The sequence below is a fragment of the Falcatimonas sp. MSJ-15 genome, assembly GCF_018918265.1.
GTDB lineage: Bacteria > Bacillota > Clostridia > Lachnospirales > Lachnospiraceae > Falcatimonas.
Window position 1 is genome coordinate 18,992 of sequence record NZ_JAHLQC010000024.1, and the last position, 20,682, is coordinate 39,673.

Consider the following 20,682-nt stretch of genomic DNA (forward strand, 5'->3'; position numbering starts at 1 on the left):
ATCAACTCCTTTCGCTACTATATATCACTCTGAACGCCTGTTATAGCAAGTCAATGTCGGCAAATAATGTACCCAAAGTTGGCTGGTATTTCTCTGTAAAAATTGTATCAATCTGACGATACTCTTCCTCTGAAATCAGACCGCTTTTTAACATTTTTCTGGCGATGTGCATTGTGGTCTGATAAAGCTTTTCGTTTTTGAATTCTTCCTTACTCATTGCCAGCACCACCTTTGAAACGAGCAGAAATATAGCAAGTGCGCGAACAGTATTTTCTATGACTATTCCCATACGCCTCAAAGGACTTCCCACAGCACTCACATTTGAACTCATAAACAGCATTATGCTTACAGTCACAGCCATGAATATTCCACCACTTCATGCGACAATTATCGGAGCAAAAAAGCTTTTTTCTTGTGCATTTTGGCTGTATAAATACCTTTCCACAATATTTACATATTAAATCTGATTGTTTTTGATTTCTCTGATAAAAAGACTTCACTGTATTAATAGAAAGATCTAACTTTTCGGCTATTTTAGCGTATGTAAATCCTTTTGAGCGAAGCAATACAATCTGATTTTTTTGATATTCAGTCATTTTCATTCGCCTCCTGTCTCTATAGGCAAAAGAAAATCAATAAATCCGAATCTGAATGCAAAAAAATAATGCCCACCAAGGAATCAACTCCTCGATGGGCATTACTGCTGCATGGTTATTCAGTTATCTGAGCAGTTCATTGACGCGCTTCTGCACTGCAGAATAGTCATAACCTGCCGCTGTCAGCTTCTGCTTGCGGTCTGCTCCGTTGCCCCATTTGCCCTGAATCACTTCACGAGCAATAGTATCCACAGATTTCTTTGTTGTGGCAGTCGGATAGACCTGCTTGCCGTTGGCATCAAATACGGCGTAACCGTTGTTACTGTCGGCACATTTCTTTGCATTATCCAGACTCTTGAACGCGCCCTTCTGCGACTTGGCATCTGCCCAGGACTTACGCACACGATAGAGTCCCGTTGCCGGAGCAGCGGGTGTAACCGAGCTGCCTCCAAGATTGGCTGTAACCTTTGCCGCCAGATCGCCCAGCCTTGCGTAGAGCCAGTTGCCAGGGCAGCTTTTATTTGCAAACCACCGATGTACCGTCAGAATCATTTCATCAGACTTCGGTGCATAGTTCAGCGTTTTCGTCTTGTCCCCAAGCCACAGGAGCTTTTTCTTTCCGTTTCGTTTGCAGATGTCGGTGCAGAGCTTCACGAGAGAATCATACACCGCACTGTTCATCGCATACGGCTCTGACATATCACTGGCACACTCGATGGTGACGGCACGCTGGTCATTGGCATTGGACGAAGAACACCAGCTGCGGTTCTTCTCCTCCACGCAAAGAGAGATGCGGCCGTCCTTGCCAATGCCGTAATTGCAGCTTGCCTGTCTGGATGGACTGGTAAAGCATCCGCAGATGCTCTCAGCAGATAACTGACCTACCACACAGTGCGGCGTAATGCGGTCGATGCTGTGGGTACGCTGCCCGGAGTGATTCGGACTGAGCTTGGTGTAAGACACCAGGGAACTGTTAGTATATCCCATATTATTTGTCCTCGCTTTCTGCTCTGTCATGGAGCTGTTCTAATACGATTTTGATTTTCTCCGGCACAGGCAGTCCGAGGTGTGCTGCATTCTCCAGAAGGCTCACACCCTCATTGGAAATGTAGAAGAAAATCACTGCGGTTCTCAGCACACTGCCTGTTCCGATCACCTGCACATCCAGCACATTGGCAATGCCTACGAGCAGAAAAATCAGCACCTTGCGGCAGATGCCCCTAAAGCCGACCTCACTGGAGAGGTTCTTATCTGCAATGGCACACATCACCCCGGTGATATAGTCGATCACCACAAAGGCAAGCAGTGCGTAGAGCAGGCCGTCACAGCCGCCAAGGAAATAGCCAAGCCAGCCGCCGATGCCTGCAAATACAAGTTGAATGCTGTTCCAGAATTCTTTCATGATGTTGTTCCTCCGATCTTAAAAATTGGTATGAAAAAAGCAGCTGTCCGCAATGGACAACTGCCTGATTCCAAATAGAATTATTGTTCCTGAATGATGTATGTGATCTTCATGGTCTTGTCCGCCGTTTTTGTGACCGGCTCGGACAGATTATTGATAGTAGCGAGGTAATTCGAGATTACCGCAAATCCGATTGTCGTATAGTTCCCGCAGCTGATGAAATACAGCATAGGATTTCCGAGAACCGGTGCATAGCAGTAATGTCGGTTGCTGCTGTACAGACGGTTGCTCTCCGGCTTGAGGAATTCATTGGTCGCGCTGTCTGCAATATACAGATCACTTCCGTTATCGTCATAGTAGATGCGTCCGTTGATTGCAAATTCCGGCAGCCCCGGAATACCGGACATTCCCGTTTCCTTGAGTTTCACCACATTCGCCGAATTTGTAAGCTCAAATTTATAAACATGGTACGGACTGTTGTAGCTTTTTACATAGACAAAGCCATCATGTACATAAGCGTACCGCATACCATCGGTACTTAGCATTACATCTGAAGTGTTGGTAATCGTGTAGGTCGAGGTCTTCCAAGTTCCGAAGTCGATCTTCAGCACATTAAAAGTTTCGTTCACCTTGGTCTGGTAGTTTGATGCCCCGCATACATACAGAGCATTCGTAGCCGGGTCGAAGTTATAGCAATTGCGCCCGGATACATTAAATCCTTCGTCAAATGTCCATTCTTCCATCAGTGGCTTTGTGTATCTTGGGTTTTCCAGTACAGACACTGTTTTCAGATAGGCCCTGCGCTTGGTGATGGTGAGTTTCGTACCACTGTCAAATCGCAGATAATACGCCGCATCGGTATCCAGTTCAACTGCAAAGAGCAGTTCCGTCACGCCTACTGTAAATCCGTTATATTTATCGCCTGTATTGGCATTGGTATAGCTCGTGTATACATACTGCAGATAGCCATTATCCACTGAGACAGCAAGCGGGTGATCCGAATTAAAAACCGCATCCGAACTGCCGTAAGAAGTGTAGCCGCCATTGGCATGGGTCAGGCACACACAGGAAATCGTACCGTTTGCCTGAGATGTCTGGAAATCGTACACATATTTCATATAGCGGTCGGTGAGGTTCAGTTCGCTTTCCGTCTGGTTGAAGCCTCCTCGTACCTTACCAGTGGTATTATTCTGCTGCCCATACACTGCACTGCCAACTAACTGAGCTTCGGCAGGCGGATACAGCATATCGGCATTTTCTTCGATATTGGAATCAAACAAAAGCAGACCGCCAAGCAGTTTCTGGTAATACGGGGCAAAGCTCTCATACATTCTGCTTGGGTCCTTCACAAGTCCCAGAGGCTTGAAGATATTAGCCAGTGCGTTGGTCACCATATTATGTTCCAGAACTGTTTCCGTCTGCCCGGTTTTGACATCGGTCAATTCAATTTTCATCGTTCCTTTTAGCATTTCATGCCCTCCCTTAATTGATGTAGGTGATTTTGAAGCGGGATAACGCCGCATTGTCGTGCAGAATAAAGTGAAAATACACTTTTCGACTCTCCGGCAGACTGTTCCACAAATCCTCTACATCGGTATTCAGCCAATTGCCAAGAGCCACTTCTTCTGAATAGGTCACTCCATCATCCAGAGAAACACAGATACCAACATCGCCGGAATACTCCGCTGTCAGCAGCTTAATGCCAATAATGGAGATGTGGCTCATATCGGCAACGGCATCCAGCACTTGCGGATACGGATAGGCTTTCAGTGTAGCTTTCAGCAGTTCTTCACTGCCGCTGGCTTTCCAGAAATAAAACTCAGGATTCACAAGCGGAGTCAGCACCTCTGCGGACGGCAGTTCCTCAAATCCATATTTCAAAAACATGGCAGCGGTCAGGTTTTCAATATCGCAAGCCGTTAGTTCACTGTCCACAATCGTATAAAAATCATCGCCCTGTTTCAGCAGATAGCCATAAGATTCACTGCCTTTCTGCTCATACATGGCATACACGATTTTCCATGACCGTCCGGCATCGTCCTGATGATAAAAGCTGACCTGCGTACCGCCGCCGGAACCATCGAAAAGAGTAAGTGCGGTTGTCGTTCCGTTGCAGATCAGCTCTGATGTCCCAGTGTTTCCGCTGGTCGGAGTCTGAATCACATTAAGGAACATATCATTGTTGGACAGTAAAAATAGTTCAAAGATCAGCCGGTTGCTTTCCACCCGGTTGCTGTAAACGGTGTAGCCTTCAAAGCGGATTTTTAGAAATTGCAGGCCATTCGAGGTTTCGCCAAGCTGCCGATATATCGAAGTGGAACAGCCGTCTCTGCGTAAAATCCGTAATTGTTCAGAGCTTGTTCCAAATCCAAGCCAATGGTTACTGGAAATATACATAGGCGATGCCGCTATGCCATTAAACATAAATCCAGATAATCCTTCGGTCGAGAATGTACCGTCATCATTGTAGGAACTGCTGATGGCCGTCATATTCTCGGAAGTGTTGAGAAATGGAGTCAGCACTGTTTTGAGAATTCCCACTTCAGAAACAAGATGAAGCGTCAATTCAGTTTCTGTCACAAAGGTCAGTCCCTCACAGGCGATGGGAATATCCGGCTCATACGGCAATGCACCCTGAAATATGAGATCACTCATTTCGGTATCAGAGTATACAGAAATTTCTCCTGTTCCCTCAAAGCGATATATACGCAAAGCCTGTTCAGGAACATAGAAAAAGGGACTTTCCGAAAGAAGTACATCTTCCGGCTGTCCCTTGCTCCACAGATATTTGGTTTCATCTATCAGCACTTTGCCACCTCCAATCGTTCCACTCGTTCAAACTGCTCTGTATTCACCGCAAGATGCTGGAGCATTCCACTGTTGATTTCTTCTGTTTCGGACACATAGGTATAATCGCTTATCATGCAGAAAGCGCCGCTGTCATTGACTTCCACCATCGTCACATCGTAATGCGGTGGGAAGTTCTTATCCACCGTAAAGGTTTTGATGACTTCCGTAACGGAAAGACGCTCATTCAGCAGATTATAACCAAAAGCCACATCTGCAATCGAAATTCTGCCGATGCACTGTGTAATGGCATTGCGTTTCTGTGCCGGGAAGATCACCTCAGCTCGGTCAGTAAATCCGTCATGCAAAAATTGTGTCTCTGCAATCGGGATACGGTCGATTGCTTCGGAAATGCTGATACGGCCATTCCAGTCACCGATACCGGCTACCAATCCCTGACCGCTGATGGTTGCACGAATCTGCATCTCACCAATGCTCATGGTACCACCGCTGATATTCAGCAGTACGGACAGCGTGTTCTCACTGTTTTCAATGACCTGTGTAATGGGAAGAAACAGCGTCAGAATATGCTTTCCGGCAATGCAGGTTTTCTTGGGATAAAAGGTCTTGACCTCTTCGTTGTTCATCTTGTAGGTGACAGTCAGCTCAGACTGACCAATCTCCGAAAATGTGAAATCCACTTCCTTAACAGAATCGCTATCATCGGTATCATCTGCATCTGTCTTCTCTGCGGGAACTGTCCCATGAATGGTGCGGATCACCTCATCGTTTTTTACTTCAAAGAGAATCTCCGCTAAAAATGTAGCTGTGGTATCTTCTTTGGAAGTGAAGTTGATTGCCAGCACCTCGGTTTTATTGTTGCCAATGGTGAACGGAGCCGTATTCACAAAGTTGTATACGACAATTTTTCCGGCTTCCACCTGGTTCAGCAGACCTGTGATGTTCTTATCGTTTTTGCTTTTTGCCGCCGCCAGCTTTGGATTTTTGCCCACGCATTTCAGACTGTGCTTTCCATTTATCTTGTATGTGATACTCGTGATGCAGGACACCTGTGTTTCATCTGCGTGACCACCGGAGAAGCGCAGGATATCCATCGGGTCAAAGGCTGGATTGCCGATGGTGCTGCTGTCAAAAGGAACATACCGCACTACCGACAGGGCATTGAGAATATTATTCAGCAGTCTGGCTCTTGTAGTTTTCAAACCAAACTGTAACAGCGGATTTACTCCAAGATTCATGGTCAGGGCATCGTCCGGGTCAAGTGCATAATACTCTGCTTCTTCCGTCATCATATTTGTGGAAGATACCGCAGTGTACCTGGTGACGAAATCCGAATAGCTGCTGTCAAATCGGTGTCGGCTCGGCACTTCTGCCGCAGGTGTGATGCCATATGGAATCAGCTGCAGCTTGCCTTCCCGGTTGATCTGGCAGACACAGCCAAGTACCTGCGCCACATAGTACAGCAGATCACGATAGCTCTCCATGTCATTGTCCGCATAGATGCCGAGGGTCTCCTTACCGTTTGGAAAAGCATCGATTTCCGCTTTGCTCTGTGCCAGCTCCACCTTGCACTCGGTACAGGCCATCAGAAGAAAACTGTACGCTGTGCCGCTGGATGCGTTGAGTTTCAGTTCCTTGTCGAAACGGAGCATATAGTCATAGGCTTTCAGTTCCAGTGTTTTGATATTGCGGTTTGCTTCACTGACCTCGAAAACACCCATAGGAATTGACTCTACAGAGCCATCTGCCAGCATCAGATGAAACCAGAGCCGGATTTCCGCACCGTCCAAGGTATAACGGTCAATATCGGAAAACAGAGTAATTCCCATCTCAGCAGCATATACAGAACCAAGCTCTATCTCAGAGCTACCGCAGCACTGCCGGGTGATGTATCCGCTGCCTTTGACAATGTCCTGATTGGTAAAATCGTAGGTTTTCTTGTTCTTTGCGGTAATGGTGCCAGACCAGCTGTATTTTCTTGTATTGCTTTCAATCGCCTGCATAAAGGCATCCGATACAGGATACAAAATCACCACCTCCGTCAAAATTCATTCAGCGTAAAGCTCACCGTCCACAGTCCCTTATAGGAAGTATCCTTTTCCAGCTTTGCCTTATAGCCGCTGATGTACATTTCTGTCTCTTTCTGTTCCAAGTCCTCAGTGTCGAAATAGAGGACTGTTATCTTCGGCAGTTTGGAATACGCCGTCAGCTTTTTGAGCCATGCGGGTGACACTGAAAAGGATACTGCAATCTTTACGACACCGCTTCGCACCACATCTCGTTGTGTGGTTCCGGCTTCTGTTTCTCCGCTGGAATCCGCTTCAACATCGGAAAGATCAATGTCGTAGGAATCCGGCAGAGGAAGGTCAGTGCCGTTGAAATTCAAATATTGCATAAATGCCATCGTTACCGACCTCCGCTTCTAAGATTTGCCCTCTGCTGGGCATTGATAATGACCTCATCCAGCATCGTGCCGCCAAGGTACACAGGGATAACAATATCACCAGTCTGACCGCCAACCTGCGACAGTCCCTCACGAATTGCCGCCGTAATGCCGGAGAGTGTATCTGCTGTACCTGCGGACACTGCGGCAGTTGCCGTTTCCATTCTGCCAATCTGCGGATTGATCACCATATCCGCCGCAACACCATCCATTGCCTTTGCTACCAGACCCTTGCTCTGTTCGATGCCTTTGGCAAGTCCCTGCATAAAGTCCGGCATCCAGCTCTCGTAATCCGTCAGCGGTCCCTCATCCGGCACAGAGAAGTGCAGAACAGAACGAATTTTATTTGCTACACCCGTTACCGCATCGGACACTGCACTGATGCAGGACTTGATACCGTTAACGATACCCATAACGAGGTCTTTGCCCCAGTTGAATGCCTGGGACGCCAGTCCCTTTACATAGCCGACTGCTTTTTCAAAGCCGGAATGAATCACATTGTAAATCTGACCGATGGTGTTTCCGATGGCGGTTTTTACATTGTTCCAGATGCTTGTGACCGTACTTTTGATAGCATTCATCACTGTGGAAACCACAGATTTGATGCTGTTCCATACGGAAGAAACCACGCTTTTGATGGCGTTCAATACCGTTGTCACAGCAGTCTTGATGGCATTCCATATGGTGCCCACTACATTTTTAATAGCCGTCAGCACTGTAGTAATAACGGTCTGAATAGCAGTCCAAGCTGTCTGGAAAATGTTCTTTATTGTTTCCAGAATCGGCGTAAGGAAGGTCACAATGCCGTTCCAAATCTCACTGATTTTCTGTGAAATGGCAGTTAATGCCCGTTCTATCAGAATTTTAATTGCTTGGAATATTGTCTCGAATAAGTAGCGGAACGCTTCGAGCAATGGCGAAATCGTGTCATAAATGCTCTGCCAGATGGACGTGATTGTGTTCCAGATCGTGGTCATCACACCGCTGATTGCTTCCCAAGCGGAAGTGAACACGCCCTTGATGCCTTCCCACAGCGTGGTGAAAAAGCCGGAAATTGCGCCCCAGACCGTCTGCGCCAAAGAGAGGATACTCTCCCATGCTGTAGACAGAAACGAAGTGATCGCATTCCAAGCTGTAATGACCGCCTGTTTGATGCCCTCCCAAAGGTCAATCCAAAACTGCCGGAATCCTTCGTTTGTATTCCAAAGATAAATAAATGCAGCCACCAATGCGGTAATGGCTGCGATAATGAGGACGATAGGATTGGCAAGCATTGTAACATTCAGAGCCGCAAATGCTGTTTTTACCGCACTGATGGCACTTGCGATTTTCGGAACGACCGTCATAATCGTACCGACTGCCGAGATCACCTTTCCGATAACGATAAGAACAGGGCCGATAGCCGCCGCAAGCAGTGCAACCGTTACGACCACCTTCTTTGTGCCTTCGTCCATGCTGTTCAGCCAGTCCACGAATTTCTGTACCCAGCCGACAATCTGCTTGATTGCAGGCATCAGCAGCTCACCAAAGGAAATGGCAAGACCCTCAAGAGCAGATTTCAGAATAGTGATCTGCCCCTGCAGGTTATCCAGTTGGGTATCTGCCATCTGCTGTGCGGCTCCGGCACTGTTCGTGATGGAGTTTTGCAGGCTGTCCCAGGTATCGCCGGTGTTGGCAAGCAGTGCATTGACCGATGCCAAATCTGTCTTGTTGAAAATAGTGGCTATGATATTAGCTTTATCCGCCGATGTCATGCCGTCCATGCTCTTATTGAGGTCACCGAGGATGTCGTTGAGGGAGCGCATATTGCCGTTGGAATCATAAACGGAAACTCCAAGTGCATCCATCTGCGCCGCCGCTTTATCGGTAGGATTCTGCAAAGACAGAATCACATTTCGCAGATGTGTACCGCCTTCAGCTCCCTTGATGCCGTTATTGGCAAGGATACCGAGAGCAGTGTTCAGCTCGGCAGTGCCGCCCTTGATGGACTTTGCTGTTGCACCGATGGTCAGGATACCTTCGCCAAGCTGTGCCACCGAGGTATTGGTGGACGAGGCGGTCTTTGCCATCTGGTCAACCATCTTTTCGGATTCGCTGACTCCCATACCAAGGGCAGACATAGCATCCGTTACCATATCCGATGCCGAAGCAAGGTCAATGTCACCTGCGGCGGCAAGGTTTAAGACGGTCGGCAAGGTGTCGCACATCTGTTGGGTGTCGTATCCGGCAAGTGCCAGATAGTTCAGAGCATCTGCACATTCCTTTGCAGAAAATGCGGTTTCAGATCCCATCTTCTTTGCAAGCTCGGACAGTGTATCCATTGTATTGACCGACTGCCCATTAACTGTAGACATGGAATCTTTGGTGATTCCCATCGTTGCCTGAACCTGCGACATGGACGATTCAAAGTTTGCCGCTGTAGTGACTGCCGCCGTACCAAGTCCAGTAACCGCCGCAGTTACGGGGAGCATCTTCTGCCCGGCAGAAGAAATATTGTCTCCGACCGTTTTTAGCTTTTCACCTGTTGCAGAAATCTTCTGCAATGCAGCAGCAGACTGATTTGCCTGTTCCTCCAGTTTTTTGAGGTCTTGTTCGGTTTCGATGATTTCTCGTTGCAGGGCATCATACTGTTCCTGCGAGATGTCACCATTGGCAAGTGCTGTGTTTGCCTGTTCAGCCGCCGTCTTTAGCGTAGTCAGCTTTTCCTTGGTCTCGGATACAGCATCAGAGAGGAGCTTCTGCTTCTGTGCAAGAAGTTCTGTGTTGCCGGGATCGAGCTTCAGCAGCTTTTCGACATCCTTCAGCTGTGCCTGGGTATTCTTAATTTCCGAATTGACACCCTTTAAGGCTGTCTGTAGTTTAGTGGTATCGCCGCCAATTTCAACGGTGATACCTTTGATTCTGCCTGCCGCCATAGCGCACCTCCTCTCTGATAAATGGGCATAAATAAAAATTGCCCGGCATTACTGCCGAGCGTTAAAATGCATCAAAATCCTTCTGCGTGGCCATCTGCGAATAGCCTTTATATTCATCATTTCCGCTTTCTGCGTACATATCGTTAATCATTCCTATCGTGAGCAAATCGAGGTCACGAATGGAAATACCAAGCTGTACGCAGCGCAGCAGAAATAACGGTGTTGTCATTTGGCGGTCAGTTGGGCGAAGTTTTTTTTAGAAGAAACATCCGTCTGAACATTCAGTCCCCACAGCTCGATGATCTTCGGCAGCACCTGGTAAATGGAAAAGGTGCTGAATTCATCCAGCCATTCCTCCGGAGAATCCGGGATAGACGGATCTGCGTGCTTTGCCATTACATAGGCGATGTTCTCGAACATTTCCAGAGAAAACATATCCAGTCGAGAATTTTCCGCATCGCCGTTTCCCACAGCTTTGCCGAGCGCATCCAGGTCTTTGTAAATGTCCCTGTGGAACTTAATGCGGTAAATACGGGGAATCGCCGCAGATGCCTTAAATGGCACCTGCTTTCCGTCAATTTCAATTTTCTGAATCATACTCATAGCTTTACTCCTTCACTGCTTTTGCGGTGGACTTGGTGCTTTGTTCAGATACATCCGATGCAGCTTCTGCCGCTGCCGCAGGAAGATACACAGCTTTGTACCAGTCCGCATAAGTCTTTTCTGTGGTATCATCGCCGGTCTTAGCCTTTACATAGCCGCTTGCAAGCGGAGTGGCCTTGACCGACAGCGTTTCCGTTTGCACCTCGATCTCATCCTCATTGGTCTGGGACTCGATAGACGGACGGCTTGCCGCGCAGTTATACAGGACATGACGAATCTTCTTCACATCACCGTCAAACTCGAACAGCAATGCAAAGTTTGCCGTTTCCACATTGGCATTCTCCACCAGCACATTGTTGGTATCCAGCGTTTCTTTCAGCACATCGGTACGGAAAGACTCCGGAATCATCGCAAGCTCCAAATCGCCTTCATAACCCATGTTGTTGCTGATGGTGTAATAAGCGTAGCCGTCTGCATAAAAGTTGCTCGGCTCACCGTTTGCATCCAGGGAAAGGGATACCGCACCGGGCATCGGAACAGGTGTGCCAAAAGACACATCGCCGTTATCACCAATGGTCTGCAAAGCGTAATGCACATTGCAGATATTGAATTTCACCTTATTTTTCTTAGGCATATCAGTTTACCTCCATTTCAAATGTGTACAGGACTTCATATAGCTTCTCCGACTCGATCCACACCTCGGTTTTTTCATAAAAAATGCCATGCTCGTCCAGTGCAGCTTCGACCTTCTGTTCTGCCGACAAGTCCTTGCAATCGGTATACAGCTCGATATGGATTTCGTTGATTTTGTAATAGACCCTTCCGTCAGCGGAGAAGTTGTCACTGTTCGGAATTAGATAACAGATGAACGGCGGATCCGGACTCTCACCCTCTGCAAAATGGTCATACGCAAAGGGCAGTCCAATTTGTTCAAGAATCGCTGCTATTTTCTCCATTGCTTATCCTCCCAGTGCCTTTTCTACTTCGGACTCCAAGGTCTGCACTGCTTTTTCTTCCGCAGGTGCGATATGTGGTCTTGCGGCAACACGACCGCCGCCGCGCTTGGCGTGACCATGCTCCAGAAGGTGAGCGATCTGATAGCGGTTTTTGGAATGCACCACCACATCCAGTGAGTTGGAGGTTTCCTTTACCGTTTTGACCGCCCAGCTTTTTGCATATTGGCCGGTGTCCTTGGGAGCCGTCTGCGAAATCTCATCCTTTACGGATTTTCCAGCTTTCTTTACTGCTTTTTTCAGATCATCGGTGGCAAGGTCTGCATATTCCTGTAGGCCTTCCATAATGGCAGATGCCATGCGGTCAATCGGTACTCTGTCTGCTGCCATGCTCACCACCTCACTTTCTGGCATTTCAGCTTGATGGATTTCTTTTTGAAATTCATGTGGTCAATGCCGAGGATGTTATAGGTACTGCCGTTATAGACCACTCTATATTTATCTGAGGTAATCTCCGCAGCGTTCCGACACCAACGGATGGTGAAATCTATCTTGCTGTTGTCCACGATCATTCCGGCATCGGTATCTTCATTCGGAGATTCGGAACTTACAGTCGCATAGCAGGAATACCAATCTGTCCATGTGTTTTTGTGGTTGCCGATGCTGTCCACGACCACTTCATTTTTCTGTACGGTAATCCGCACATTTAAAAGAGCCACATTCATCAAAATCCCTCCTTGCGGATGCCGAACAGCAGCGAACGGAGCGACAGCGTTAAATCATGATGGTCTGCGTCCTCCCGATGCTCATACCAATACGCCACCGCATACATAATCGCAATCTTCGCCACAGGCTCTTTGGCAAAGTCCTCTGCCGAGAGCCTTGCCACATCCGCACAGAGCGTTTCTGCCGATTGCAGAGCATTTTCGAGGAAATCATCATCGTCCGGAAAATCCACACGCAGATACTGTTTCATCTCATCCAAAGATACAATCATATCTATCACCACCTCGAATAAAAGGATTCGGCACAGTCCTGTTGTTCAGAGCTGTGCCGTATAAAATCAGTCGTTCTTGAGCTTCAAAATCTGCACTGCTTCCGGCAGGATCAGCTTGCCATCCACACGCTCCTTGGCAACATAGCCAATCATGCCGTTGCCTGCGAACAGCTCGTTGAGCTGCTTGAAGGAACGTGTGCCTCGATCACCGATGTTGTAATAGCTGTAATCACCGAATGCGATGGCATTCTCCGGCGCATACGCAGAGGTATGAACAGCGTAGCCCAGCACCTTGTCCGGCTCACCAGCCTGATAGGACGGCTGCCAGATATAGGCACCGTTGTTGTCCTTTAACTTGCGGAGCTGTGCCAGCGTCTTATCGTTCATGATAAAACTTGCATTCTTACGGTACGGACGCTTGAGGGCATATACCAGGTCGAGCATATCATCCGACTTGATGGTAGCGGAAAGCGTACCTGCTACCGTACCGCCGCCAGTTGCAGCGAAAAGGCCGGTCGGTTTGCCGGAGCCGTCACCGTTTAGGAACGCATCCTCCTCGGCATTGGCGAGAGCCTTGCCAAACTCGGTGATGATATAATTCTCCAGACCGAATGCATTGTCGTAGAGAAGTTCCTCAGTCACCTTGATTGCAACATGGAGCTTGTGGGCATCCAAAAGAATCTGATTAAAGGTTGCATCACCAAAGGTGAGCGCACCGCCTTCCTCAATCCATGCCGCCGCAGGCTTGGTAGCTGCGATATTGATCTTATGCTCACCGGAAGTCGTAATGGTGTGACCCAGGCTGCGCATGATGTTCTCTTCGTTAAGAACATCGATCAGGCGATGGTCATACTCCTCCGGCACAAGATAACCGCCGTCAGCATCCACACCTTCCTGCAGGATATTGGAAACCTGTTTGAAGTTGGTGCGGAGTGCTTTCAGCATACCCTCGCGGTATTCATCGGACGCACGACCGGTTTTCGGCTTTTCCTTGCCGTCTGCGGTCATCGGCTTTGCCACGATAGGCGTATTTACAGGCTTGGAAAGCTCATTTTCCAGTGCTTCCATCTGCTCCATACGCTCAATCTCGGCACTGTAGTCCTTGATTTTCTTTTCCATATCGGCATAGGCAGCGGCATCCTCCGCAGAAAGCAGACCGTCTTTATCACGCTTGCTCTCCACAAATGCCTTTGCACCCTGCCATGCCTTGTTGCGTGCTTCACGAAGTTCATTGATCGTCATAATAAATTACCTCCAGTTTTTAATTAAATCGAGCCGTTCCATCAGGGAGTCGGCATTGGTCTTGGTTTCGGATTTCTGTTCGATCCTGCACTTGGCAGCAATCTTATCCATGAGATGATTAGTGACAGCCATACGGGAATACACATTGCTGACCTGCGGCACTTCCACAGCATCAGCTGTATTTCTCTGCATGATCTCATCTGCAAATCCCATCTCCACAGCGCTGTTTGCATCCATCCATGTCTCTGCATCCATAAGGTGCGAGAGCTTTGCCCGGCTTAGCCCAGTCTTGATTTCATAGGCGTTGATGATGGATTCTTTCACTTCATCGAGCATAGAAATAGCCTTCTGCATCTCCGAAGAGTCACCGAAGGCTACTGTTGCCGGATTATGAATCATGAGCATGGAAACAGGCGATACCAGCACCTTTGTGCCTGCCATCGCAATGACAGATGCCGCCGATGCCGCAATGCCGTCAATCTTGACGGTCACATTGCCCTTGTAATCCATGAGCATATTGTAGATTTGTGCTGCTGCCACGCAGTCACCACCGGGTGAATTGATCCAGACGGTAATGTCACCGCTGCCACTGTTCAGTTCATCCTTAAAAAGCTGCGGTGTGACATCATCGTCAAACCAGCTTTCCTCTGCGATGGTGCCGTTCAGAAACAGCGTCCTCTCCAGTGTCTGCTCCTGCGTCTCCTGATTCGTCACCGTCCTGTTTTTCCAGTTCCAGAACTTCTTCATCTGAATTGTTCTCCTTTCCGCTGGCGGCAAAGATGCCTGCGTCTGCCAGCTTTGTCATATTGCCGTTGATGAGATAAAGATCACCGCCGTCCTCGGCAGGAATACGGTCAAGGTTCTCAAGCTCACGAATGTCATTTGCAGACATCCAGCCGTTCTGTCTTGCTGTGGCATAACCACTCATGCGGCTCTGATAATCGCCGCGAAGCAGACCGTCCACATTGAACTTGATGAAATACTGAGATTTGTCACTTGGAGAAATCAGCACCCTCGCCAGTGACTGTTCCCATCTGACAAGCCAGGGTTCCAGAGTGTATTTCACAAATTCCAGTGACTGCTGCTCAATATTAGAAAAGCTCGACTTTTCGAGGTCACCGACCATGTGCGGTGGCACTCTGAAAATTCGAGCGATTTCGTTGATCTGAAATTTTCTTGTTTCCAAAAACTGTGCTTCATTGGGCGAAATGGAAATCGGTGTATACTTCATTCCTTCCTCCAGCACAGCAATCTTGTGGGCATTTCCACTGCCGCCGAAGGTCTGTGTCCAGCTGTCTCGCACTTTGGACGGGTCTTTCAGCGTTCCCGGATGCTCCAACACACCACTGGGTGCAGCACCATTTGCATAAAATTTACTGCCATATTCCTCTGCGGCAATCGCAAGGCCGATGGCGTTCTTTGCCATCGCAATCGGACTGTACCCGACAAGACCGTCAAAGCCAAGACCGGGAACATGGAGAACATCGCTTGATTTCAGCCGAACAGTGCCGCCCTTGGTGGTCTTTGCTTCATTAGTCGAGGTCTGGTATTCATAATAAAGCTGACCTTTATCATCCCTGTCCACCGTCATGCGGTTTGGCATCAGCGGATACAAAGCTACAACCTCGCCCTTGCCGTTTCGGATGATCTGTGCATAAGCGTTGCCCCACAGAAGCAGATGCGTCATGAGCGTTTCTCGGAACACAAAACTTGTCATTTCCGGATTCGGCTCATCATGCAGCACAAAATACAGCGGATGGTCAATTGCCTTTTCCTTACTCCCGCCATTGGTGTATCTGTACAAGTGCAGCGGCAGTCCTGCGACAGCTTCCGACAAAATTCTCACACAGGAATACACCGCCGTCATCTGCATGGCAGAGCGTTCGTTTACCTGTTTGCCGGAGCTGCTGCCGCCCATGAAAAATCGATAGGCACTGCCCGCCGTACTGTCCTTGGGAGCATCTCTGCTCCGAAATAATCCGCTCAAAATTCCCATAGGAATCACCGTCCTTTCTTAGAAAATGGCATCAAAAAAGCACCTGCCATTCATCGTGACAGATGCTTTCTCAAATTGCGATTTCATTCGTTACATATTATCTTTGATTTCTTCCGTTACATCAGTAAGCGTTCCACGAAGAGAACTGCCTGTGTTACAGTATTTTTCCATCAATTCCTTCCAAAGAGGATCACTGTCCGGAATCTCAGAAAACCAAACAGAATAGTCATTCTCGCCATGCTTTGTCAATACAGTAATCACAAAAATCACTCCTTCAAGTATTTTCTTCTGCTTATTTTACCATCTTCTCTTACATCTATCAAGCCGGACGCCATCATTAAATTTTCCGTTGTGAGTATTACAACCGCTTTAAAAAATAAGCAGCCCTCTTGTGTCATACACGCTTTCGCCTGCATCGTTTCCACATCGGATTGCTCTGTCCAGTGCCATAATGGTTGCTACAGCACCGTCTATCTTTTCTGTTGATTTTTCCTTGTCTGCCTTGATGTTGCCTGCCGGGTCAGTTCGGATGAAAATGTTGTCCATGTTCCACCGCAGAACCGGCTGACCGCCATGTGCGATCCTCTGTTCCAGCACCAGCTTCATCAGTTCTTTGGTTGGTGGACTCATATCTTTAAAACCTTGTCCGAACGGAACAACGGTAAATCCCATGCCCTCCAGGTTCTGCACCATCTGCACAGCACCCCAGCGGTCGAAAGCAATCTCTCGGATATTAAACCGTTCTCCAAGCCGTTCAATGAATTTCTCGATGTAGCCGTAATGCACCACATTGCCCTCGGTGGTCTGCAAATATCCTTTTCGCTCCCACACATCGTAGGGGACATGATCTCTTCGGACACGCAGGTCAAGAGTATCTTCCGGCACCCAAAAATACGGGAGAATGATGTATTTATCATCTTCGTCCTGCGGAGGGAACACCAACACAAAGGCTGTAATATCCGTTGTGGAAGAAAGGTCAAGACCGCCGTAGCAGACACGCCCTTCCAGCTCATCCTCATCCACAGGAAACGCACACGCATCCCATTTTTCCATCGGCATCCAACGGACTGCCTGCTTGACCCACTGGTTCAGACGCAGCTGCCGGAAGGAGTTCTCCTCGCCGGGATTCTGCTTTGCGGAGTTGCAGGCGGCTTCAACTTTATCAATGCCGACTGTAATATCCAAACTCGGATTGGCTTTTCGCCATACTGCCGGGTCTGTCCAATCGTCCGATTCATCTGCACCGTATATTACAGGATAAAAGGTAGGATCGATTTTTCGACCGTCCAGAATGTCTTTCGCCTTCTGATGCGTTTCATAGCAGATGCTGTTGGTATCCGTTCCGGCTGTCGTAATCAGAAAGTACAGCGGCTGCATTCTGGCATCGCCGGAGCCTTTGGTCATAACATCAAAGAGTTTTCGGTTGGGCTGGGTATGCAGCTCATCAAAGACCACGCCATGAATATTAAAACCATGCTTGGAGTAGGCTTCTGCGGAAAGCACCTGATAGAAGCTGTTGGTCGGCGTATAAATAATTCGTTTCTGTGATGCGAGGATTTTCACACGCTTATTCAGTGCCGGACACATCCGCACCATATCGGCTGCCACATCAAACACAATGGTGGCCTGCTGTCGGTCAGCAGCACAGCCGTACACCTCGGCTCGTTCCTCACCGTCACCGCAGCACAGTAAAAGCGCCACAGCCGCCGCAAGCTCTGATTTTCCCTGCTTCTTTGGAATTTCCACATAGGCGGTATTGAACTGCCGGTAGCCGTTTGGTTTCAGTGTGCCAAACAGGTCACGAATAATCTGCTCCTGCCAGTCGATGAGTTCAAATTTCTTTCCTGCCCATGTGCCTTTGGTGTGGCACAGGCTTTCAATGAACATCACCGCAAAATCAGCGGCATCCTTATCGTAAGTGCTGTCCTCGGCTTTGAACTTGGTGGGTGTGTATTTCTTCAGTTTTCTCAAAATCTCACCTCCGGGCATAAAAATAAGCCGCATTGCTGCGACCATCAAACTATATCGTATAACGAGGAACACACCCTTGCGGGTGGTTCTTCGGGAATCTTCTGCTTTAATTGTATTCCTTCATCAAAATGGCAAGTGCCGTCTCAGCTGCTTTGTCGGTTGGGGCGATGTCCAGCCCTCTGTCGTAGCTGTAGGCGATCTCGCCGTTACGCTTTAACATCAGCTTGGAAATCCTGCCGCCGTCAATGCCGTAGTCCTCACTCGGCTCTTCGTAATGCTTGACCCAGTAATGGAAAATGCTGTTCTGAACCTTGATGCTTCCTTCTGCCCACATGGTTTATGCCTCCCTTCTTACCAGGTTGAAATCCGTAATGCTGCAGCCGTTCTTTCTGCAGTAATCGCAAATCCAATCGTCTGCTATTCCTGCACTCTTGAAGGTTTTGAAATCCATCCATACCAGCTTGCCCGGCTCAATTGCTGTCAATGCTCTTACTACCCAAATCGTGTTCTTTTTCATGGTGTGTACCCTCCGTTTTTCCTTTGTTTTCCCTTTCGGTAGGTACATATTCGCTCTTTACGGCAGATATAGCAATACGATTACTACACGATCTTACGGGCGATTATTCCGCACATAATTGTGTAGTTTATGACTGCATGGAACGATGGATGGTGTCCAAAATCTGCTCCTGTTCCGCAGGCTCCACGCCGATACTGTCCAGTGCTTCTCGTGTGCCGCAGTCCGGGCAGATCAGCGTCTGACCGTCTGCCCTCGAAAGGGCAGGCACACCGCGATAGGCTTTATGGCATCGCGGGCAGATTTTCAAAGTGACTGTATTTTCATTCTTCATGGCTCATCCTCCTGCTGTTTTCGATGGCTCTCATCAAATTTTCTTCGTCAAACCCAAAGGCTCTGTACCCCTCAAGGCAGGTGCGGACATAATAGCCGCTTGGGATGCCAAGCGGTCTGTCCTCATGCATGATATAAACATAGCATCGGCGGTTTCTGATTTTTCCTGTGCGGATGCCTTTGACAGGCAGTTCCATTTCCGCTTTGTAATAAAAGGTTGGAAATCCCTCGTAGCGGTCAAGTGCCGCTTCGTCTGCGGCTGTGGTTGCCCACACCGCAACAGGAACGCTGCCGCCAGCCTTTTTCTCGATGGTGAGATAAGAGCCTGTCTGACTGCCCTTGAACAGCAGCTCGTAGTCCTTGATATCCGATGTTCCGATGATTCTTGCCTGTGGGCAGCGAACACGCATCTGTGCGATGTTTAAGTTGCTGCCGTAGGCGATGTAGTATCTTTTTTCCATAATTGTATCCGTCCTTTCCGAAGGAATCACCCTTCTACCACCTAAAGACCGCCGAAGCGGTCGGAGGTTAGGTGGCAGGAGGCTGACTCCTGCGGTTCCTTCAAGCGGCTCTGCCGTTTCTGAAGGCTGTATCTCCTGCAAGTCTCTTGGTAAGGATTTCTCTTGCGGTTTTGAATTCGTCTCCGATGAATCCAAGCCTTAGAAGCCAAGTTCTCATGGCGTATTTCGGATTTTCGTTCTGCTGCGGCTTGGAGCTTGCAGTCTTTACCGTCTTTGCCATTTGGCTCAGTGCAAGGCAAAGCTGAATGTAGCTTTTCAGCTGTCCTGCGTGGAGTCCGTTCTGTCTGCCGTCCGCAGGAGCATCGAATTGGAAAAGCCGAAATTCAATGGTCCCTTTGGTAAAAGTGGCGTGATAATTCAGCATATGGTATCGGCTGTCATTATAGTGTTGGCTTCTGCCATAGTTTGCTCCGTTGGCGGTGTACCAGATGTCTGCGAAATCCGCCATCGTCTGCGGCTTTTTCCGATTGATTTCTGCGAGGAAGGCGGGGTTTACTGTTCTGCAGTAGCGGTGCATTCTGCCTCGGTCAAGGTTCAAAGCGTCTGCAATCAGGCTTTCGTGGCTTGCCATAATGTTTGCAAGGTTTCGCATAGTCTGCGGTGTGTGACCTTTCGCTCCGATGTGGATGTGGACTCCGCAGCCTCTTGTAGCATCGCTTTTCGCTCCGGCTTTGCGAAGTCTGCGAATCAGCTCCTGCAGGGTTTCCATGTCGGTGTAGGTCAGGATCGGCGTTACCATTTCGCATTTCTCGCTGTCGCATCCTGCAATGCTGACATCCTTTTGGAATTTCCACTCTCTGCCGTCCGCATCCCAGGCTGACCAGGTGCTGTAGCCGTTTCTTGCGGCTGTGTTCTCGTATCTGCCTGTTCCGAAGAAGTCGGCGGCGAGCTTTGCGGCTCTGCTTCTTTCAATGTGGTTCATCTCAACCTCAACGCCGATGTGGTCCTATGTCAAGAAAAAGTACAAGTTAAACATGAACTTTTCACCTCAATAATCTGTCTTATGCCACATTTATTTCCATTTGTCTTAGTTTTATCCAATATTTCTTTTCGTAGTCATTAGGCGATGCATAATCACAATGACTGTGAATTCTTACTGTATTGTAAAAGGCTTCTATATATTCAAAAACAAGTTTATATGCATGATTATAATCTATTATTTTGAATCTATTTATCCACTCTCTTTTAAGTAATGAATGGAAAGACTCAATACATGCATTATCCCATGGATATGCTTTCTTCGAATAACTTAGCGTCATTCCTGCTGTTGCTTCTTCATAATCTTTAGCCGTATATTGTCTGCCACGATCTGAATGCATAATTAACGGTTTGTTAACATTTCTTACCCTTTTAGCTTTATTAACAGCTTCTACAACCCACTTTGTTTC

At 48.2% G+C, this 20,682-nt stretch carries 25 protein-coding genes and 1 pseudogene; all 26 read right to left on the bottom strand.

The genetic code is table 11. The annotated features are described in order from the left end of the window. Positions 1-40: 40 nt before the first annotated feature. Complete coding sequence (locus tag KQI85_RS17045) at positions 41-361, bottom strand: SHOCT domain-containing protein (protein WP_371820673.1); 321 nt, start codon at positions 359-361, stop codon at positions 41-43. A 130-nt stretch (positions 362-491) separates the two neighbouring features. After that, a pseudogene (locus KQI85_RS17050) lies at positions 492-602 on the bottom strand (sigma factor-like helix-turn-helix DNA-binding protein); the annotation flags it as partial. A gap of 117 nt (positions 603-719) precedes the next feature. Beyond that, on the bottom strand, positions 720-1,583 hold the full coding sequence (locus KQI85_RS14940) for an N-acetylmuramoyl-L-alanine amidase (protein ID WP_253293920.1): 864 nt from the start codon (positions 1,581-1,583) through the stop codon (positions 720-722). Between the two features lies 1 nt (position 1,584). Then, complete coding sequence (locus KQI85_RS14945) at positions 1,585-1,998, bottom strand: holin family protein (protein WP_216576842.1); 414 nt, start codon at positions 1,996-1,998, stop codon at positions 1,585-1,587. Positions 1,999-2,078: 80 nt separating this feature from the next. Next, positions 2,079-3,467: a hypothetical protein gene (locus KQI85_RS14950; protein WP_216576843.1), complete on the bottom strand. Its 1,389-nt coding sequence runs from the start codon at positions 3,465-3,467 to the stop codon at positions 2,079-2,081. Between the two features lie 13 nt (positions 3,468-3,480). Then, positions 3,481-4,806: a hypothetical protein gene (locus KQI85_RS14955; RefSeq protein ID WP_216576844.1), complete on the bottom strand. Its 1,326-nt coding sequence runs from the start codon at positions 4,804-4,806 to the stop codon at positions 3,481-3,483. Beyond that, a complete protein-coding gene (locus KQI85_RS14960; RefSeq protein WP_216576845.1) occupies positions 4,800-6,809 on the bottom strand; it encodes a hypothetical protein in 2,010 nt (669 codons plus the stop codon). Before KQI85_RS14960 ends, KQI85_RS14955 begins: the two co-directional genes overlap by 7 nt. 38 nt (positions 6,810-6,847) lie before the next feature. After that, positions 6,848-7,210, bottom strand: a complete 363-nt coding sequence (locus tag KQI85_RS14965; protein WP_216576846.1) for a hypothetical protein — start codon at positions 7,208-7,210, stop codon at positions 6,848-6,850. 2 nt (positions 7,211-7,212) lie between these two features. Beyond that, positions 7,213-10,164 (bottom strand): phage tail tape measure protein, encoded by a 2,952-nt coding sequence (locus KQI85_RS14970; RefSeq protein WP_216576847.1) that lies wholly within the window; start codon positions 10,162-10,164, stop codon positions 7,213-7,215. 225 nt (positions 10,165-10,389) lie between these two features. After that, positions 10,390-10,767, bottom strand: coding sequence for a hypothetical protein (locus KQI85_RS14975; protein ID WP_216576848.1), 378 nt, complete (start codon positions 10,765-10,767; stop codon positions 10,390-10,392). A 4-nt stretch (positions 10,768-10,771) separates the two neighbouring features. Further along, a complete protein-coding gene (locus KQI85_RS14980; RefSeq protein WP_216576849.1) occupies positions 10,772-11,401 on the bottom strand; it encodes a major tail protein in 630 nt (209 codons plus the stop codon). A 1-nt stretch (position 11,402) separates the two neighbouring features. Next, the gene (locus KQI85_RS14985) at positions 11,403-11,723 is read right to left on the bottom strand and encodes a hypothetical protein (RefSeq protein WP_216576850.1); all 321 of its coding nucleotides are present in this window, start codon (positions 11,721-11,723) and stop codon (positions 11,403-11,405) included. Positions 11,724-11,726: 3 nt separating this feature from the next. Next, positions 11,727-12,110 (bottom strand): HK97 gp10 family phage protein, encoded by a 384-nt coding sequence (locus tag KQI85_RS14990; RefSeq protein WP_216576851.1) that lies wholly within the window; start codon positions 12,108-12,110, stop codon positions 11,727-11,729. 2 nt (positions 12,111-12,112) lie between these two features. Then, a complete protein-coding gene (locus KQI85_RS14995) occupies positions 12,113-12,445 on the bottom strand; it encodes a phage head closure protein (RefSeq protein WP_216576852.1) in 333 nt (110 codons plus the stop codon). Beyond that, positions 12,445-12,717: a head-tail connector protein gene (locus tag KQI85_RS15000; RefSeq protein ID WP_216576853.1), complete on the bottom strand. Its 273-nt coding sequence runs from the start codon at positions 12,715-12,717 to the stop codon at positions 12,445-12,447. Before KQI85_RS15000 ends, KQI85_RS14995 begins: the two co-directional genes overlap by 1 nt. Positions 12,718-12,783: 66 nt before the next feature. Continuing rightward, positions 12,784-13,959, bottom strand: coding sequence for a phage major capsid protein (locus tag KQI85_RS15005; protein WP_216576854.1), 1,176 nt, complete (start codon positions 13,957-13,959; stop codon positions 12,784-12,786). Positions 13,960-13,965: 6 nt separating this feature from the next. Further along, positions 13,966-14,706 carry a head maturation protease, ClpP-related gene (locus KQI85_RS15010; protein ID WP_216576855.1) on the bottom strand — a complete coding sequence of 247 codons (741 nt, stop codon included), beginning with the start codon at positions 14,704-14,706 and terminating at the stop codon, positions 13,966-13,968. After that, a complete protein-coding gene (locus KQI85_RS15015; RefSeq protein WP_216576856.1) occupies positions 14,591-15,955 on the bottom strand; it encodes a phage portal protein in 1,365 nt (454 codons plus the stop codon). Before KQI85_RS15015 ends, KQI85_RS15010 begins: the two co-directional genes overlap by 116 nt. 90 nt (positions 15,956-16,045) lie before the next feature. Continuing rightward, positions 16,046-16,216 carry a hypothetical protein gene (locus KQI85_RS15020; RefSeq protein ID WP_216576857.1) on the bottom strand — a complete coding sequence of 57 codons (171 nt, stop codon included), beginning with the start codon at positions 16,214-16,216 and terminating at the stop codon, positions 16,046-16,048. A gap of 108 nt (positions 16,217-16,324) precedes the next feature. Further along, entirely contained in the window at positions 16,325-17,926 is a 1,602-nt protein-coding gene (locus KQI85_RS15025; RefSeq protein WP_216576858.1) for a terminase large subunit, read from the bottom strand. A gap of 106 nt (positions 17,927-18,032) precedes the next feature. Beyond that, positions 18,033-18,260 carry a hypothetical protein gene (locus tag KQI85_RS15030; RefSeq protein ID WP_216576859.1) on the bottom strand — a complete coding sequence of 76 codons (228 nt, stop codon included), beginning with the start codon at positions 18,258-18,260 and terminating at the stop codon, positions 18,033-18,035. Between the two features lie 3 nt (positions 18,261-18,263). Continuing rightward, entirely contained in the window at positions 18,264-18,443 is a 180-nt protein-coding gene (locus KQI85_RS15035) for a hypothetical protein (protein WP_216576860.1), read from the bottom strand. A gap of 127 nt (positions 18,444-18,570) precedes the next feature. Beyond that, positions 18,571-18,774 (bottom strand): hypothetical protein, encoded by a 204-nt coding sequence (locus KQI85_RS15040; RefSeq protein WP_216576861.1) that lies wholly within the window; start codon positions 18,772-18,774, stop codon positions 18,571-18,573. Next, positions 18,764-19,237, bottom strand: a complete 474-nt coding sequence (locus KQI85_RS15045; RefSeq protein ID WP_371820676.1) for a gamma-glutamylcyclotransferase family protein — start codon at positions 19,235-19,237, stop codon at positions 18,764-18,766. Before KQI85_RS15045 ends, KQI85_RS15040 begins: the two co-directional genes overlap by 11 nt. 97 nt (positions 19,238-19,334) lie before the next feature. After that, positions 19,335-20,234 (bottom strand): amidoligase family protein, encoded by a 900-nt coding sequence (locus tag KQI85_RS15050; protein WP_371820677.1) that lies wholly within the window; start codon positions 20,232-20,234, stop codon positions 19,335-19,337. A 61-nt stretch (positions 20,235-20,295) separates the two neighbouring features. Further along, a partial coding sequence (locus tag KQI85_RS15055; RefSeq protein ID WP_216576864.1) for an integrase core domain-containing protein occupies positions 20,296-20,682 on the bottom strand: 387 nt, incomplete at its 5' end.